Here is a 16,714-nt window from a genome sequence, read left to right as displayed (position 1 = left end):
GTGACGCACGGCATGCCCCCTGCCTGGACTCCCGTCATGAGGCCCACGTACAAAGGGACGATGCCCGAAGATCTTTCCGCTCAGGAATCCCCGCTGCTCCGGAGTCTGCGCAGCGCTGTGGCCGCCGCTCCCGACGACGTACCGCTTCGCCTGCACCTGGCCGAGCTGCTCCTCGCCTCCGGTGCGCACGAGGCCGCCGTCTCCGAGGCGGCGGTGGCCCTGCAGCACGCGCCGGGGGACGCCGCCGTGCGGGAGCTGATGATGCGGGCGATGGGCGGACCCGCGCCCGGCCCGGAGGTGGATCCGCCCGCCCCGGAGGTGGATCCGCCCGCCCCGGGGTTCAACTGGCGGGCCGCCGAGGAGGAGGTCGACGGCATCGTCGAACCGCGCTTCGTGGAGTCCGCGTTGACCGTGGACGGAAGCGGCGATGCCGGGGACGCCGACGCCTACGACGTGACCGGCCCCGGGACGGTGCGCCTCGCCGACGTCGGCGGGATGCGCGAGGTCAAGGACCGCCTCGAAGCCGCGTTCCTGGCTCCGATGCGCAATCCCGAACTGCGCAGGCTCTACGGCAAGAGCCTGCGCGGCGGACTGCTCCTGTACGGTCCGCCCGGCTGCGGCAAGACCTTCATCGCGCGGGCCGTCGCCGGTGAACTCGGCGCGAGTTTCCTGTCGGTGTCCGTCAACGACGTCCTCGACATGTGGATCGGCAACTCCGAGCGCAACATGCACGAGGTCTTCAGCACCGCCCGGCGCAAAGCGCCCTGCGTCGTGTTCCTCGACGAGCTGGACGCGCTCGGCGGGAAGCGGAGCCGCACGCAGAACAGCGGGATGCGCAACACCGTCAACCAGCTCCTGACCGAGCTCGACGGCATCGACTCCGCCGCCAACGAGGGCGTGTTCGTCCTCGCCGCGACCAACGTCCCCTGGGACGTGGACATCGCCCTGCGCCGCCCGGGTCGGCTCGACCGCACGCTGCTCGTCCTGCCGCCGGACGCCGGGGCCCGGGAGGCGATCCTCCGCTACCATCTGCGCGAACGCCCGGTCGAGGGCGTCGACCTGGGCCGCGTCGTCAAGGCGACGGACGGGCTCTCGGGCGCCGACCTCGCCCATGTCTGCGAGTCGGCGGCGGAGACCGCGCTGCTGGACTCCGCCAGGACCGGGACCATCCGCATGATCGGCACGCCGGACCTGCTGGCCGCGGCGAAGGTCGTGGTGCCGTCGAGCGAGCCGTGGTTCGCCGCGGCCCGGAACGTGGCGATGTTCGCGAACGAGGGCGGGATGTACGACGACCTCGTGACCTATCTGAAGAAGAGGCGGAAGCTGTGACGACGGCCCAGGCGGAACTGCAACGGGCCAGGGCCCTCCACGAGATCGGCCGCTACGAGGACGCGGCGGCCCTCTTGACCGAGCTTCTCGCACACGACCCCGACCACACCCACGCCTGGGTCGCCCTGGCCCGCACCCATCTGAAGCGGCAGCGGTTCAAGGAGGCGCTCGAAGCGACCGACCAGGCGCTGGAGCGCCATCCCGAGTACGTCGACGCGCTCCTCGTGCGGTCCGATGCGGTCCGGTTCACACCCGGTGGAATCGCCGCGGCCGAGGCGGCCCTGCGCGAGGCGGTCCGGATCAGCCCGGAGTTCTGGCTCGGTTACGCGATGCTCGCCGATGTCGTGTTCCGGCGGTCGCTGGTCCGGTTCGCGCAGGAGTCCGGGAAGAGGGAGCTGGCGCGCGAGGACATGCCCACCCTGGCCCGGGAAGGCGCGGCCCTGGCCCGGGAGGCGATCCGGCTGGGCCCGGAGGAGGTCTACGCGTACGAGATCGCCCTGTTCATCGCACAGATGTCACGGGCCGAAGAGGACGCGGACGAGTTCGAGCGCGCGATCCTCCGGATCGACCCCACTCATCGCGAGGCGTTGGCCAGGCAGACCGCGAAGGCGGCCGAGCCCGACAAGAGCCTCCCGCGCCGGGCGACCGAACTGTACGCCGACGCGCTCGCCGTGGCGCCCGAGGACGCCTCGCTGCGCAGCGGCCTGGACAAGGCCACGTTCCGCCTGCTGCGCGGCACCCGCTGGCTCGCCATCGCCTGCGTCGTCGCCGCGGGAGTGACGATCGACCTGTTCGCCACGGCCGACGACCCGGTCCAGCGCGAACTGCCCCTGCCGCTGGGCCAGCGGATCTGGCTGCTGTGCTGCATGGCGGCGATCTGGGGTTTCGGCGCCTGGCGCACGTACCGCAGACTCCGCACCGGCGTGCGGTTGAACGTGCGTTCCCTGATCCGCCGCGACGTGTGGGCCCGCGTCGTCGTCGGTCAGGCGTCCTTCACGACGCTCTGCGCGCTGCTCATCACCCAGGTCCCGTGGACCGACCGCTCCTGGCCGCAGATCCTGTTCTGGTCGGGCCTGGTGGTGCCGTGGCTCACGATCTCCTACGACCACCGCAGGACACGGTGAGGGCGGACGGCCCCCGGAGACCCGGCACCCCGTGTGACACTCGCCACTCCCCATTGCTTTGCGCTCCCTTTACTATCTATGAGGCGGGTTCACACCCGTCTCCCACCGTCGATCCCGACGACCCGAACAGAGAAGGAGCTGCGCACCGCAATGGGTGAGCCTCCCAGTACGAACCGTGTCATCCCCGAACCCGCGCACCAGGGGACGGAGGTGACACGGTGAGCGAAGTGATCCTGCTCCTCCTCGCGCTCGCGCTGACACTCGCATGTGCGGTGTTCGTCGCGGCCGAGTTCTCGCTGACGACCATCGAGCGCAGCGAGCTCGAGCGTGCCGCCAAGGCCGGGGAACGCGGTGCCGAGAGCGCGCTCAAAGCCGCCAAGCGGCTGACGTTCCAGCTCTCCGGCGCCCAGCTCGGCATCACCGTGACCTCCCTGGTCATCGGCATGCTGGCCGAGCCGTCCCTCGCGGTGCTGCTGCGCGGCCCGCTCGCCGACGTCGGGCTTCCGGCCGGGGCCGTGTCCACGGTCGCCACACTCCTCGGCGTGGCCGCCTCCACCGTGGTCCTCATGGTCATCGGTGAGCTGGTCCCGAAGAACTGGGCGATCTCCAGCCCGCTCACGGTCGCCAAGGTCGTCTCGACCCCGCAGCGGGCGTTCACGGCCGCTTTCGCCCCGCTGATCCGGCACCTCAACAACACCGCGAACCGTGCCGTACGGCGGCTGGGTCTGGAGCCGGCCGAGGAGCTGGCCTCCGCCCGTACGCCGCAGGAGCTGATCGCTCTCGCCCAGCACTCCGCACGCGAGGGCGCCATCGAGCAGGACTCGGCCGAGCTGTTCGTCCGCACCCTGCACCTGGCGGAGCTGTCCGCCGAGAACGTGATGACGCCGCGGGTCGACGTCCGGGCGCTGGAGGCGCACGCCACCGCGGCCGACGCCGCCAACCTCACGCTGGCCACCGGTCTGTCCCGCTTCCCGGTCTACCGCGACAGCCTGGACGAGGTCATCGGCACGGTCCACATCCGCGACATCCTCGCCCTGGACGAGTCCGAGCGGTCCCGGACCCCGGTCACGGCACTGGCCACCGAGCCGCTCCTGGTCCCCGACTCGCTGCCCGTGGACCGGCTGCTCGCGCAGTTGCGCAAGCACCGGACGATGGCGGTGGTGATCGACGAGTACGGCGGCACGGCAGGAGTCGCCACCGTCGAGGACATCGTCGAGGAGGTCGTCGGCGAGGTCCGCGACGAGCACGACCCCCATGAGCGCCCCGACCTCGCACCGGCCGAGCCGCTCGGTGACGGGCGCCCGGTCTGGGAGGCCGAGGGCAGTATCCGGCTGGACCAGCTCGACCGCATCGGCTTCCGCGCGCCGGAAGGCCCGTACGAGACGCTCGCCGGTCTGCTCGCCAACCAGCTGGCCCGCATCCCGGTCCGTACGGACCGGGTGGAGGTCGACGGCTGGCAGTTCGACGTGCTCGACATCGAGCACCACCGGGCCGACCGGGTCCGGATCAGCGCGCCCGCACCGGCGCCGGCCCTCGTGGAGGAGGACGCCCGATGACCGCCATCCAGCTCGCCATCGGCGCGCTCACCCTGCTCACCAACGCGTTCTTCGTGGGCGCGGAGTTCGCCCTCATCTCGGTCCGCCGCAGTCAGATCGAGCCGCAGGCCATGCGGGGCAGCCGACGCGCCAAGAGCGCCCTGTGGGGGCTCGAACACCTGTCGGCCGCCATGGCCACCGCCCAGCTCGGCATCACCATCTCCTCCCTGGTGCTGGGCGCTGTCGCGGAACCGGCCATCGCCCATCTGCTGGAGCCGCCGTTCGACGCGGTCGGCGTGCCGGAGGCGCTGGTCCACCCGATCGCCTTCGTGATCGCGCTGACGCTGGCGACGTATCTGCACATGCTCATCGGCGAGATGATCCCGAAGAACATCGCGCTGGCCGCTCCCGTCGCCACCGCACTGGCGCTGGGGCCGTCCCTGGTGGGCCTGACGCGGGCGCTGCGTCCGGTCATCTTCGGCATCAACGCCTTCGCCAACATGCTGCTGCGGATGCTGAAGGTCGACCCCAAGGACGAGGTCGCCTCGGTGTTCACCGACGACGAGCTCGTCCGGCTGGTGAAGGACTCCAGCGACGCCGGGCTCCTCGCCCCGGCCGACGGGGAGCGGCTGCGGGACGCGCTGGAGCTCGGTACCCGGCCGGTCGGCGAGGTGATGGTCCCGCTGAACCGGACCGTCACCGTCGACCTGGGCATCACTCCGCAGGGGCTGGAGCGGGCCGCGGTGGCCTCCGGCTTCTCCCGGCTGCCGGTCACCGGACCCGACGACGGGCTGCTGGGCTACTTCCACATCAAGGACGCCCTCGGCGTCGCGGAGCGCACCGAGGCACTGCCCACGAGCTCCCTCCACCCCGTCATCCGGGTCGAGATCGACACCCCGCTCGACGACGCCCTCACCACGATGCGTGCCGCCGGTACGCATCTCGCGGCGGTCGCCGGGGACAAGGGCACGGTCATCGGCTTCGTGACGATGGAGGACGTACTGGACGAGCTGGTGGGGGCCGCCGCGGTCTGACCGGCCCGGCGGTGAACACCACCGCGACAAGCGGAAGGAGAGGCGGCCCGTCGCACGACGGGCCGCCTCTCGCCGTTCCCGGCCAACGGCCCTGCCGGACCGGCCCGAACGCGTAAGCTCGGCGGATGGCCAAGTACTTCGACGTGCACCCCGCGAATCCCCAGCCCCGCACCATCGGCACGGTGGTCGACAGCATCCGGTCCGGTGCGCTCGTCGCGTACCCGACGGACTCGTGCTACGCACTGGGCTGCCAGTTGGGCAACCGTGACGCCCTCGGCCGGATCCGGTCGATCCGGAACCTCGACGACAAGCACCACTTCACTCTGGTGTGCCACGACTTCGCGCAGCTGGCGCAGTTCGTGCGCGTGGACAACGACGTGTTCCGGGCGGTCAAGGCGGCGACGCCCGGCAGCTACACGTTCATCCTCCCGGCGACGAAGGAGGTTCCCCGCCAGTTGCTGCATCCGAAGAAGAAGACGGTCGGCGTGCGCATCCCCGACCACGTCGTGACCCAGGCGCTGGTCGCCGAGCTCGGCGAACCGCTGCTCTCCAGCACTCTGCTGCTGCCGGACGAGGAGGAACCGCTGACGCAGGGCTGGGAGATCAAGGAGCGGCTCGACCACGAGGTGGACGCCGTCATCGACTCCGGCGACTGCGGCACCGAGCCGACCACCGTCATCGACTTCTCCGGCGACGAGCCCGAGATCGTACGCCGCGGAGCCGGGGACACGTCCCGCTTCGAGTGATCCGGGGCGACAGCCGGGCAGACTGGCGGGCGTGACAGGTGAGCGACTGCGGTTCGACGGCTGGATCGCCGGTGCGGGGACCTCCTCGGGCACCCGGCTGGTGGTCGGACACTGGCCGCGGTCGCCGTTCGGGGCGTTCAGCGACGTCATGGTCGAGCATCCCGACGGCGAACGGGTCCTGCTGGCCCCGACCCGGCGGATCGCGGACTTCGTCGCCGCGACCTACCGCTTCGACCGGGTCGAGGTGGTGCCCGTGACCGTGGCCGTCTCCGGCGACACCTGGCTCGTCGAGGCGGGGCCGCTGCGCCTCCGGCTGCGGACCGGACGTCGGTCCGCCCTCGGTCTGCTGCTGTCCGCCGTACCGGCCCCGCTCGCCCGCAGCCCGCTCTGGGCCGCGCTGTGCGACGTACCGGCCCGGTCGCTGATGCCCGGCGTGCGCACCCTGGGCCGCGCGGGCCCGGGTCGCCGGGAGTGGTACGGGGCGCGAGGCCTGTGGCCGGTCGTGGCCGCGGACGCCGTGCTGGACGGGGTGGGCCTGGGCATGCTCGCGCCGCTCGATCCGCCGGTCGCCTTCGGGTTCGGCTCCGCCCCCCGCAGCCCTTCCCTGGTGCGCGTCACCACAACGGTGGAACTCGGGGCCGCCGGGCGATGAGGGCCTTCGCGGCCCCCGCGCGGGCGCGGGAGCCTTTCCCGGACCGGTTGCTGTTCGCTCGCGGATGGGGCCGGCCGGGGATGCGAGGGGGCGGGGTGCGTCGCAGGGTGGACCCATGGCAAATCCCCCGATCGTCATCCACCGTCCGACCCCCTCGGGCGGCCGCCGGGTGACCGTGCACTACGAAGGCCGGGACGAGATACTCGGGCTGGCCCACAGCGACCACGACGTCATCGTGTTCCTGAGCGAGGCCGGCCTCGAAGAAGCGGACCGGATCCTCGACAACCCGGTCTGGGTGGAATGGCGGGGCGGACGGGCCCACCTCTACGAGGCGGCCTGAGAGGCCTCGCCACCCGCACCGCGCAGGCCGTCCAGGATGACCGAAACCGTCTCCTCCGGCGTCTGACCGGATGTGTCCAGCCACCGGCCGATGCGGGGCGTCCCGCTCCGCAGATACGCGTCGAACGCCTCGACCGTCCACTCCCCGTACCCCGTCTTCCCCCGCGCCTCCTCCCTCTCGCGCACGGTCTCCGGCGAGGGGGCGAGCACGATGACGTGGAGCGGGCGGGTGCGGACCCTGCCGACGTAACGGGGCAGGTCCTCACCGAGGACGATGTCCTGGACGACGGCCGTCCAGCCGTCCCGCGCATAGGCGTCGGCCACCTGGGCCGAGATCCGCTGGCGCAGGTCGAGCTGGCTGCGGGCCTCCTCCGCCTCGTCGGGTGTCATCTCCGCGCGGCCGGAGACGATCATGCGGCGGAAGACGTCGCCGCGCACATGGACCGCTCGCGGCAGGCTCTCCGCCAGGAGCTGGGCGACGGTGGACTTCCCCGCGGCCATCACGCCGGTGATCAGAACGACGCAAGGGCCCGGGTCGACGGCCGTCATGCCGTGCCCGCAGGGGTGGATTCCGGGCTCCCGAACAGTTCGCGGACCTCGTCGACGTCGGTATCGCGCAGTGCGTCGTCCAGCAGGATCCAGCGGGTGATGCCCACGGATTCCAGGAACGGCAGATCGTGGCTGGCCATGACGAGCGCGCCCTCGTAGGACTCCAGGGCGCTCGTCAGCTGCCGCACGCTCGCCAGGTCGAGGTTGTTCGTCGGCTCGTCCAGCAGGAGCAGCTGCGGGGCGGGGGCGGCGAGCATCGTCGCCGCGAGCGCGGCCCGGAAGCGTTCGCCGCCCGAGAGGGTGCCCGCCGGCTGCTCCGCACGGGCCCCCTTGAAGAGGAACCGGGCGAGCTGGGAGCGGATCTGGTTGTCGGTGGTGCCCGGGGCGGTGCGGGCGACGTTGTCGGCGACGCTCAGCGCGTCGTCGAGGACGTCCAGCCGCTGCGGGAGGAATTTCAGCGGCACCGCCGCCGTGGCCTCTCCGGTGCTCGGCGCGAGCTCCCCGGTGAGCGTGCGCAGCAGCGTCGTCTTGCCGGCCCCGTTGCGGCCGACCAGGGCGATGCGTTCGGGTCCCTTCACCTGGAGGCTGCCCTCGCGCAGCCGCCCGTAGGGGAGGCTCAGGTCCCGTACGGTCAGGACGGTGCGGCCCGCGGGTACGGCGGTGTGGGGCAGGCTCACCTTGATCTCGGCGTCCCGGCGGATGGCTTCGGCGGCTTCCTCCCTGCGCTCACGGGCTTCGTCGAGACGGTCCTCGTGCAGCCCGCGCAGCCGGTCCCCGGACTCCTGGGCCGAGCGCTTGCGTTCCCCGGCGACGATGCGCGGGGCCTTCCGCTGGCCGTCCAACTTCTTGTCGTGGCGCTGGCGGCGGGCGACCTTGATCCGGGTCTCCTCCAGTTCGCGCTGCTGTCGGCGTACGTCGGCGTCGGCGGCGCGCAGCATCCGCCCGGCGGCCTCCTGCTGGGTGGCGAGGGCCTCCTGGTACGCGGACCAGCCGCCCCCGTACCAGCTCACCGAGCCCGATCGCAGTTCGGCGATGCGGTCGACCCGCTCCAGCAGGTCCCGGTCGTGGCTGACGACGATCAGGATGCCGGTGCGCCAGGAGTCGACGGCGTCGTAGAGCCTGCGGCGGGCGAACAGGTCCAGGTTGTTGGTCGGCTCGTCGAGGAGGAGAACGTCCGGGCGTTCCAGGAGCAGTGCGGCCAGCCGCAGCAGGACGGTCTCCCCGCCGGACAACTGCCCGACGGTGCGGTCCAGTTCGACGGCGCCGAGCCCGAGGGAGCCGAGGGTGGCCAGGGCACGTTCCTCGACGTCCCAGTCGTCGCCGACCGTCTCGAAGTGCTCCTCCCGTACGTCTCCGGACTCGATGGCGCGCAGGGCGGCCCGCCGCTCGGCGATGCCGAGGGCCGCGTCGACGCGCAGGGCGGTGTCCAGGGTGAGGTTCTGGGGCAGATAGGCGAGGTTTCCGCCGACGGTGACGGACCCCGCCGAGGGGCGCAGGAGCCCGGCGAACAGGCGCAGCAGAGTCGACTTGCCGGCTCCGTTGGCGCCGGCAAGTCCGGTGCGGCCCCGGGGGACGGTGAGGGAGAGCCCGTCGAAGAGGTTCGTGCCGTCGGGCCACCGGAAGGTGAGGTTGGAGGCGGCGACGGAGGCGCTGGGCGCGGTGGGATGGCTCATGTGGTTCTCGCAGTCGGAAGCGGAGGGAGCGGGGGGGCTTCGTATGCGAACAGCACGCGGCGACCCGGCCGAGGGCCGGAAAGGGTGGGAAGAACAGTCCTGCGAAGTGGAGGGACGGCTCAGCACCGAGGTCGCATCCACGCGGAAGTCACGGGCGGCAGATGTATGCCGACAGCGTCGTGACCGTGTACGGGCCAGGGCCGTACCGCGCGATGATCGCGGACCTCAGATGCGCAACGTCCACCTCTATCGGAGACAACAGGACCCGTTCAGGTTAGCGGAGGATCTTGCCGCGCGTCGAGGGGATTGTTCACAGAGCGCTCTGCCGGGAGGCGACCGGGGCCTCGGCGGGGGCAGTCTCGGCGGTCGTGTCCGCCGGGCCGCGCTGTCCGGGCAGCCGGACGCCGGGCGGCACGACGGGTGACCGGCGGACGGCGAGGGTGCCGAGGACGGCGGCGAGCCCGGCGAGGGCGAATCCGTACGGCGGGGTGGCGCCCATCGGGTGGGTCTCGTACACCAGCGCGGCCGAGAGCACGATCAGTACGGCCGAGAGGCGGCCGTACTGTTCGGTCGCGGCGACGACGGCCATGCCCCACAACAGATACCAGGGCTGGACCATGGGTGAGAGGGCCACCAGGGCGAGCAGGGAGAGGCCGAGTGCGTGGGCGGGTGTCACTCCGCCGCGCATCGCGCGCCGGGCCAGTACGAGGATCAGGCCGAGCGCGACCGCCAGGCCCAGTGTCTGGACGGCGGACTTGACCGGCTCCGCGTCGACGTCCAGGAGCAGGTGGGCCAGCTCTCCGAGTCCGAGGCCGATGTCGCTGGTGACCGAGAGCGCGGTGTGGATGTTCGCGGCGACGCCCTGGGTGTGGAGCCAGCCGAATCCGGTACCGCTGATCAGCGTCGCCCCTCCGGCGACCGCGCAGGCGATCAGACCGGGCGCGAGCAGTCCCTTGGCCCAGCGACGCCACTGGGGGCCGGTCGCGGACGCGTGTACGAGGACCCCGATGAACAGGAGCGTCACGGCCGCCGGTGACTTCACCATGATGGCGAGGCCGACCAGGGCGCTGCCCACGATCCATCTGCCGCGCAGGGCGAGCACCAGGCCGGCGAGCATCAGGCCGATCATCAGCCCGTCGTTGTGCATGCCGCCGACCACATGGATCAGCAGCAGCGGGTTGAGGGCTCCCAGCCACAGGGCGCGGCTCTCGCTGTGGCCGTGTTCGCGCGCCAGGCGGCACAGGGCCCAGACGATCAGGGCCAGGGAGACGAGCGCGACGATCCGCATCGCCAGGACGGCGGGGACGATCGTGCCGCCGGTGGTCCGGGCGACGGCCGCGGAGATCAGCAGGAAGAGCGGTCCGTAGGGGGCGGGGGTGTCGCGCCAGTGGTTGCCGACGCTCGCGGCGGCGTCGCCGCCGATCCCGCCCGGGTCCAGGGCGGAGGGGCCGACGGTGTAGACGTCGTGCCCTTCGACGACCATCGATCCCTGGGCGATGTAGCTGTAGACGTCGGCGCTGTAGAGCGGGGGCGCGAGCAGGAACGGGGCGGTCCACCAGGCGAGGGTGACGAGGGTGTCGCGGACGGTGGAGGCGGTCTTGCCGTACTGCCACCAGGCCACGACGAGCACGGTCAGTCCGGCATAGGCGAGGACGGCGGCGGCCGCCTTCGTGACGGACCCGTGGTCGACCCACAGGCCCCAGGGGTCATGGACCGGCAGCTTTCCGGCGAACCACCCACCGGCGACGACCGCCAGGGATCCTGCCGCACCCAGCCGACGGTGCCCGACCGCGCTCAAAGCCCACATGACCGGCCAACCTATCGGACGGCCGGGCCCGGACCGCAGCCGCTCCCCCGGCCGGCCGGACGCCCGGAGGAGGTCCGGGCGCCCGTGGCGTTCAGCCGGCGAGCGACTGCGTGAGAGCGGTGAGGCCGTCCGCGTAGATGCCGTGGAAGAGAGCGGCGGCCTCGTCGTCGCCGATCCCGTCCGGGGTGAAGCTGCCGGACCACTCGACGCGCGCCCGGTCCGGCGTCGAGCCCTCGTACACGGCGATCGTGGACAGGTAGCCCGTGACCGGGAACGGGGCGCGGAGGATGGAGTAGCTGTAGCTGCGCGCCGCGTTGTCGAAGGCTTCGAGGCGCTCGACGATGACACCGCCCTCCTCGTTGACGAGGGTGCGGACGCGGCCGCCCTCGCTCAGTGCGCTGGTCGGGATGTACGGGAGCCAGTCGGGCAGCGAGTCGAAGCCGCCGATGAGCTGCCAGACGCGGTCGGCGGATACGGGGAGTTCGGTGGAGGCGGTGGTGCTGGTCATGGGAGGACGTCCTTGACGTTGTACGGGTGCGGGTGCGGGTGGTTCAGGCGGTGGGGACGGGGGCGTCGGCGGAGATCAGCTTCTCCTCGCGCAGGGCCGCCCAGAAGGCTGCGGGGATCTTCTCGTCGAGGGCGGCGAGGTCCTCGGCGATACGGCTGGGCCGGGTGGCGCCGGGGATCGCCGCCGCCGTGGCCGGATGCGCCAGGGCGAACTGGAGCGCGGCGGCCTTAATGCCGATGCCGTGCTGTTCGGCGAGCGCCTTGACGCGCTCCACCTTGGCGACGATGTGCGCGGGTGCCTTCTGGTATTCGAAGTGCGCGCCGCCGGCGAGGATGCCGGAGCTGTACGGTCCGCCGACGACGAGGTCGACGTCGTGCTCGGCGGCCGCCGGGAGGAGCCGCTGCAGTGCGCGGTCGTGGTCGAGGAGGGTGTAGCGGCCGGCGAGGAGGAACGCGTCGGGGCGCGGCTCGTCGAGGTCGAGGGTGAGTTCGAGCGGCTCGACCTTGTTGACGCCGAGGCCCCAGGCCTTGATGACGCCTTCCTCGCGCAGCCGGGTCAGGACCCGGAAGGCGCCGGTGCGGGCGCTCTCGTAGGCCGCGAGCCACGCGTCGCCGTAGAAGTCCTGGGCGACGTCGTGGACCCAGACGATGTCCAGGCGGTCGGTGCGCAGCCGCTTCAGGCTGTCCTCGATGGAGCGCAGGGTGGCGTCCGCGCTGTAGTCGTTGATCATCTTGTTGGGGCGGCCGTGCTCGAAGAGCCCGCCCTTCTCGCCGAGGTCGCGGGAGGCGGGGTCCTCGGCCTCGTCCAGGATGACCCGGCCGACCTTGGTGCTGAGGACGTAGGCGTCGCGCGGGTGCTGGGCGAGGACGTCGCCGAGCCGGATCTCGGAGAGGCCGGCGCCGTAGAAGGGGGCGGTGTCGAAGTAGCGGATGCCCTGGTCCCAGGCGGCCTGCACGGTGGCGGCGGCCTCGTCGTCGGGGATCGCCCGGAACATGTTGCCGAGCGGTGCGGTGCCGAAGCCGAGGCGGCCGGGGAGGAGGTGGGTGATGCTCACGAATGCGTCCTTGATCTCTGCGAATGTCCGCGAATGTCCGCGAATGTCCGCGAAGGAGCCGACCTCTGAAGCGGCATTGATCCGGAGATGACCCCATTGCGCACGCTCTGTCGGCCTTACGCATTCGAGGTTAGGATCGAGCATTGAGACTGTCCAAGACTTGTTTGGGCTGACTTGAGTCTCCGAAGGTCTTACGAGGATGTGCCATGCTCGATCTCCGCCAGCTCCGCTATTTCGTCGCCGTCGCCGAGACGGAACACGTCGGCCGCGCGGCCGAACAGCTCCACATCTCCCAGTCGCCGCTCAGCCGGCAGATCGCCCAGTTGGAGAAGGAGCTCGGCCTGGTCCTGTTCGAGCGGGACCGGCAGCGGATCCGCCTGACGTCCGACGGCCGTGTCTTCCTCGCCGAGGCCCGGGCCCTGCTGACCCACGCCGCCCGGCTGGAGAACCTGGGGCGCCGGCTCGGGCGGGGCGAGGAGGGCGGGCTCTGCGTCGGCTATGTACCGGACGCCATGCACACGGGCCTCCTGCCCGCCGCTCTGCGCACGCTGCGCCTGGAGCGGCCGGGGATCCATGTGGCGCTGTACGGGCAGCAGAGCGCGGAGCAGTTCGAGGGGCTGCGGCAGCGCAGCCTGGACATCGCGCTGGTCCAGGAACCCCCGGCCGAGGACGACCCGGATCTGCGTTCGGCGCTGCTGCTGGAGGACCCGCTGCTGCTCGTGCTGCCCGCCGGTCATCCGCTGGCGGACCAGGCGGGCCTCGCACCGGAGGACCTGGACGGGCAGCCGTGGATCGCGGTGGAGAGCAGCCGGGATCCGGCCTGGCGCGACGCTTTCGTCGCCTCGTGCGTGGCGGCGGGCTTCACCCCGGACATCACGTTGGACGCGGCCGAACCTCTCACCGCGCTGGGTCTCGTCGCCTCCGGGTTCGGCCTGGCGCTGGTGCAGCGGAGCATGGTGCGGGGCACGGCGCCCGGTGTGGCCGTACGCGAACTGCCCTGGCACAGCGGGTCCGCGCGGCTGTGGGCGGCCTGGCACCGCGTCGATCTGCGGCCGGTGGTGGGGGCCTTCCGTGCCACGGTGCTGGGCGCGGCACCCGCGTAAACCTGTTGGCGGGAGTATCGGGGCGTGTCAGGCTTCACCCGTAACCAAGGGGCGTAGCTCAGCGGCCAGAGCGGCGGTCTCCAAAACCGTATGTCGCAGGTTCGATTCCTGCCGCCCTTGCCATCATCGCCCGGCCCGCGTCACCGCCCGGCCTCCGTCATCGCACGTCTCCGCGCCAGTCCCACTGGTGGCTGTCCGGCGACCGCGGCCCGTACTCGGCACGTCCGCCCGGACCGTAGGCGCCGATCTCGGTGACCAGCCCGACGCCGTCGCGCAGATCCGCGTCGCCCCACCCGGTGACGTCGAGCAGCAGCCCGTCGAGCGGGCCGCCGACCAGCTCGCGGTAGTCGTGACCCGGCCTCGGCCCCGGGTGGGGGTCGTCGTGGTCGGTGCCGTACACCCGTCGCTGCCTCATCAGCTCGTCCATGCGGGCAGCATCCCACCGGGCACTGACAACGGCTCGGCACGAGGGTCCATCCGGCCACCGCCCGCCGCCCGCCCACCGGTAAATCGGCGCGCGCCCGCCCGTCGCCTGTGGCACGCTCCACCGATGACTCCCCCACCGCGCCTGATCCCGTTGCTGGACCAGTTCGACTTCGCCTCCGAGCGGCTCCTCGGCCGTCTGGCCGGACCCGTCATGGACAGCGGCAACGGCGTCGATATCGGCGTCACCCCGCTCGGCGACGACGAGCACCTCTGGGAACCCGTGCCCGACTGCTGGTCCGTACGCCGCCGCGACGACGGCCCCGGGGCACGGGCGACCGTTCTGGCGGGGGCCGGGGACTGGGGCCGGGACGCGGCGGACTCCCCGCATCCGTTCCCTCCGCCGTTCACCACCATCGCGTGGCGTCTGAGCCATCTCGCCGAGATGCTGACCCTCCGCGCCGACCACATGCATGGCAGCAGATCGCTCACGCGCGACGGCTACCGCACTCCGGGGGACGCGGCCGGGGCGGTGGCCGCCTTCGAAACCGCGTCCGCCGCCTGGCGCGAAGCCCTGCTCACCGCCGACGACGCGGCCCTGGACACCGTCGGGTACAGCACGTATCCGAACGGCAGCGACGCCGAGGATCTCTTTGTCGACATCGTCTGGTGGGTCAATCAGGAGGTGCTGCACCACGGCGCCGAGATCGCCCTGCTCCGCGATCTGTACCGCGCCCGGCCCTCCTGAGCGGCGCGCGGTCGCCGCTCAGGGGCGCTCGCCATATGATTCAGGGACTTAACGCACCGCGGAGCGGCACATGAACCGGCGTCGGACTCCCCGCTCAGCTAGCGCCGAAGACCTCCTCAACACCCTGCAGAACCTCACGGCCCGCGCTCGGCGCGAAGTGGAGTTCCACCAGGCCAGGGTGGAACTGGCGCAGGCACTCCAGCGCGACATGCTTCCGGCGACCCTGCCCGCGCTCCCCGGTCTCCAGTCCGCGGCGCGCTACGCGCCCGCCCGCCACGGTCTGGACATCGGCGGCGACTGGTACGACGGTTTCACGCTCGCGGACGGGGCTCTCGGCTTCGCCATCGGCGACGTACAGGGTCATGACGTCGAGGCGGCCGCCTTCATGGGGCAGGTCCGCATCGCGATGCGGGCCATCGCGGGCACGGCGTCCGATCCGGGCGAGGTGCTGGGCAGGACGAACGATCTACTGCTGTCCGTGGACTCGGGGCTCTTCGCGACCTGCACGTTCATGCGGCTGGACCCGACGACCTGGGAGCTGCACAGCGCGCGGGCCGGGCATGTGGCGTGCGTGTGGGCCACCACGGAGGGCCGCTCCGGCGTCACGGAGGACCCGGGCGGCATGCCGCTGGGCATCGAGCCGGGCGAGGGCTACCCCGTCACCCGGCGCACCCTGGACTCCGACGGGGCGATCGTGCTGCTCACCGACGGGGTCGTCGAGGGACCGTCGCTGCTGATCGAGGACGGTCTCGAGCGGGTACGGCAGCTGGTCGCCGCGCACGTCGGGGCGAGCGCGGCTCAGCTGGCCGACGAAGTCCTGGGCGCGGCGGAGCTGACCGGCCACGAGGACGACGCCGCCGTACTGGTCCTGCGGCATGCCGCCGCCCGGCGCGGGCCGCGCTGACGCCGGACCGTACCGCGCGTGTCACCTGCCGACTCCCGCCGCGGTCGGTGTCTGATGAGTGGTGTGATCCGCAGCAAGGAAGCCAGACGTCGGGCCGTGTACGTGGCGCAGGTCCTGGGCGTGGCCGGCGCCTACTACCTGTCGGGACGGATCGGGCTGATGCGCCAGGTCGTCGTGGACGGCGCGGTCGTGACGCCGCTGTGGCCGCCCACCGGCATCGCCCTGGCCGCGCTGCTGTGCCTGGGTGTCCGGGTCTGGCCGGGCATCGCGCTGGGCACGCTGGTCACGGTCTCCGAGATCGGCGACGCGTTCACGGTGAGCCGGCTGGCCATCATGCTCGGCAACACGGTCGCCCCGCTCGCTTCGTACGCCCTGTTGCGGAAGGTGGGTTTCCGCAGAGAGCTGGTCCGGCTGCGGGACGGGGTCTGTCTGGTCTTCCTCGGCGCGTTCGCGGGGATGCTGATCAGCGCCACCGCCGGAAGTTTCACGCTGCTGCTCGACGGCAAGGTCCCGCCGGGGCGCTTCTGGCTGGTCTGGTCGTCCTGGTGGGCGGGGGACGCGATGGGGGTCCTGGTGGTCACCCCCGTACTGCTGGTTCTGCGCGGGGTGCGGTGGCCCCGCCCGACCGACCGGTGGCTGGAGGCCTCGGTCCTCGCGATCGTCGTGGTCGTGTCGTCGTTGATCGCCACGCGCAGCTCGCTGTCGGTGATCTACCTCGTGTTCCCGGTGATCATTTGGTCGGCCCTGCGCTTCCAGTTGCCCGGCAGCGCGCCGTGCGCCCTGGTCGTCTCGGTGCTCGCCATTCTCGCGGGTACGGATGCCCTGGGGCCGTTCGCCGGGCACAGCCTGATGCAGATCATGGCCAATCTCTCGCTGCTCAACGGAAGCGTCGCGCTCACCGCCCTGCTGCTCGGGGCCATCGTCGCGGAGCACAAGAACATCCGCCGAGAGACGGAGAACGCCGTCGAGGAACTGGAAGCCCTGGTGGAACAGCTCGCTCCGCTGTCGGGGCCGGCCACGGCACGGTACGAGGACAGACCGCGGCGGCACGGCCCACTCGACGGCGGTCCCCACCCGGATCCGGACCCGGGCTAAAGCGTGTTGCAGAAGGCTGGCGTCGGGCAGGTCAAGCCGGGTTCTGTGCCCTTGTAGATCATGTGGCCAGGGCGTGGTTGTGGAGTGTGGC

The 16,714-nt window shown here is 71.8% G+C and carries 17 protein-coding genes, 1 tRNA gene and 1 pseudogene; 12 read left to right on the top strand and 7 right to left on the bottom strand.

Annotated elements, in window-relative coordinates:
* The first annotated feature begins 60 nt into the window (after positions 1 to 60).
* The 7 genes from ACIQPT_RS31295 (at position 61) to ACIQPT_RS31265 (ending at position 6,760) form a co-directional block, all read left to right on the top strand.
* Positions 61 to 1,329, top strand: coding sequence for an ATP-binding protein (locus tag ACIQPT_RS31295; protein WP_401160759.1), 1,269 nt, complete (start codon positions 61 to 63; stop codon positions 1,327 to 1,329).
* Entirely contained in the window at positions 1,326 to 2,453 is a 1,128-nt protein-coding gene (locus ACIQPT_RS31290) for a tetratricopeptide repeat protein (RefSeq protein ID WP_401160757.1), read from the top strand. The genes ACIQPT_RS31295 and ACIQPT_RS31290 overlap by 4 nt, the downstream gene beginning before the upstream one ends.
* Positions 2,454 to 2,671: 218 nt before the next feature.
* Positions 2,672 to 4,009, top strand: a complete 1,338-nt coding sequence (locus tag ACIQPT_RS31285; RefSeq protein ID WP_401160755.1) for a hemolysin family protein — start codon at positions 2,672 to 2,674, stop codon at positions 4,007 to 4,009.
* Entirely contained in the window at positions 4,006 to 5,022 is a 1,017-nt protein-coding gene (locus ACIQPT_RS31280; RefSeq protein WP_401160754.1) for a hemolysin family protein, read from the top strand. Before ACIQPT_RS31285 ends, ACIQPT_RS31280 begins: the two co-directional genes overlap by 4 nt.
* A gap of 125 nt (positions 5,023 to 5,147) precedes the next feature.
* Positions 5,148 to 5,768 carry an L-threonylcarbamoyladenylate synthase gene (locus ACIQPT_RS31275; protein ID WP_164613948.1) on the top strand — a complete coding sequence of 207 codons (621 nt, stop codon included), beginning with the start codon at positions 5,148 to 5,150 and terminating at the stop codon, positions 5,766 to 5,768.
* 31 nt (positions 5,769 to 5,799) lie between these two features.
* Entirely contained in the window at positions 5,800 to 6,420 is a 621-nt protein-coding gene (locus ACIQPT_RS31270; protein ID WP_401160752.1) for a hypothetical protein, read from the top strand.
* Between the two features lie 115 nt (positions 6,421 to 6,535).
* The gene (locus tag ACIQPT_RS31265; RefSeq protein WP_103531095.1) at positions 6,536 to 6,760 is read left to right on the top strand and encodes a hypothetical protein; all 225 of its coding nucleotides are present in this window, start codon (positions 6,536 to 6,538) and stop codon (positions 6,758 to 6,760) included.
* On the opposite strand, the gene ACIQPT_RS31260 is transcribed toward ACIQPT_RS31265, so the two are convergent.
* The 6 genes and pseudogenes from ACIQPT_RS31260 to ACIQPT_RS31235 form a co-directional block, all read right to left on the bottom strand.
* A complete protein-coding gene (locus ACIQPT_RS31260) occupies positions 6,745 to 7,308 on the bottom strand; it encodes an AAA family ATPase (protein WP_401160750.1) in 564 nt (187 codons plus the stop codon). The two genes, ACIQPT_RS31265 and ACIQPT_RS31260, sit on opposite strands and share 16 nt — an antisense overlap.
* Entirely contained in the window at positions 7,305 to 8,246 is a 942-nt protein-coding gene (locus ACIQPT_RS31255) for an ATP-binding cassette domain-containing protein (RefSeq protein WP_401160923.1), read from the bottom strand. The genes ACIQPT_RS31260 and ACIQPT_RS31255 overlap by 4 nt, the downstream gene beginning before the upstream one ends.
* Positions 8,247 to 8,429: 183 nt before the next feature.
* Positions 8,430 to 8,981 (bottom strand): annotated as a pseudogene (locus ACIQPT_RS31250) (ATP-binding cassette domain-containing protein); the annotation flags it as partial.
* A 310-nt stretch (positions 8,982 to 9,291) separates the two neighbouring features.
* Positions 9,292 to 10,788, bottom strand: a complete 1,497-nt coding sequence (gene mptB, locus ACIQPT_RS31245; RefSeq protein WP_401160749.1) for a polyprenol phosphomannose-dependent alpha 1,6 mannosyltransferase MptB — start codon at positions 10,786 to 10,788, stop codon at positions 9,292 to 9,294.
* A gap of 91 nt (positions 10,789 to 10,879) precedes the next feature.
* Positions 10,880 to 11,296 carry an SRPBCC family protein gene (locus ACIQPT_RS31240; protein ID WP_401160747.1) on the bottom strand — a complete coding sequence of 139 codons (417 nt, stop codon included), beginning with the start codon at positions 11,294 to 11,296 and terminating at the stop codon, positions 10,880 to 10,882.
* A 43-nt stretch (positions 11,297 to 11,339) separates the two neighbouring features.
* Complete coding sequence (locus ACIQPT_RS31235) at positions 11,340 to 12,350, bottom strand: aldo/keto reductase (protein WP_401160745.1); 1,011 nt, start codon at positions 12,348 to 12,350, stop codon at positions 11,340 to 11,342.
* 206 nt (positions 12,351 to 12,556) lie between these two features.
* On the opposite strand from ACIQPT_RS31235, the gene ACIQPT_RS31230 reads away from it, so the two are divergent.
* Positions 12,557 to 13,453, top strand: coding sequence for a LysR substrate-binding domain-containing protein (locus ACIQPT_RS31230; protein WP_401160743.1), 897 nt, complete (start codon positions 12,557 to 12,559; stop codon positions 13,451 to 13,453).
* 47 nt (positions 13,454 to 13,500) lie between these two features.
* Positions 13,501 to 13,576: transfer RNA gene (locus ACIQPT_RS31225), tRNA-Trp, on the top strand.
* 34 nt (positions 13,577 to 13,610) lie between these two features.
* Here the strand turns inward: ACIQPT_RS31225 and ACIQPT_RS31220 are convergent.
* The gene (locus ACIQPT_RS31220; RefSeq protein ID WP_030591879.1) at positions 13,611 to 13,880 is read right to left on the bottom strand and encodes a hypothetical protein; all 270 of its coding nucleotides are present in this window, start codon (positions 13,878 to 13,880) and stop codon (positions 13,611 to 13,613) included.
* Between the two features lie 123 nt (positions 13,881 to 14,003).
* Here ACIQPT_RS31220 and ACIQPT_RS31215 point away from each other — a divergent pair, with 123 nt between their 5' ends.
* The 3 genes from ACIQPT_RS31215 to ACIQPT_RS31205 all read left to right on the top strand — a co-directional run bounded on the left by ACIQPT_RS31215 (position 14,004) and on the right by ACIQPT_RS31205 (position 16,623).
* Positions 14,004 to 14,624, top strand: a complete 621-nt coding sequence (locus tag ACIQPT_RS31215) for a DinB family protein (protein ID WP_401160741.1) — start codon at positions 14,004 to 14,006, stop codon at positions 14,622 to 14,624.
* Between the two features lie 70 nt (positions 14,625 to 14,694).
* A complete protein-coding gene (locus ACIQPT_RS31210; RefSeq protein ID WP_401160739.1) occupies positions 14,695 to 15,528 on the top strand; it encodes a PP2C family protein-serine/threonine phosphatase in 834 nt (277 codons plus the stop codon).
* A gap of 63 nt (positions 15,529 to 15,591) precedes the next feature.
* Positions 15,592 to 16,623, top strand: a complete 1,032-nt coding sequence (locus tag ACIQPT_RS31205) for an MASE1 domain-containing protein (protein WP_401160737.1) — start codon at positions 15,592 to 15,594, stop codon at positions 16,621 to 16,623.
* Positions 16,624 to 16,714: the final 91 nt, after the last annotated feature.

This window comes from Streptomyces sp. NPDC091289, assembly GCF_044757365.1.
Taxonomy (GTDB): domain Bacteria; phylum Actinomycetota; class Actinomycetes; order Streptomycetales; family Streptomycetaceae; genus Streptomyces.
Note: the sequence above shows the minus strand (reverse complement) of the source record. Positions and strands in the feature narration are given on the sequence as shown.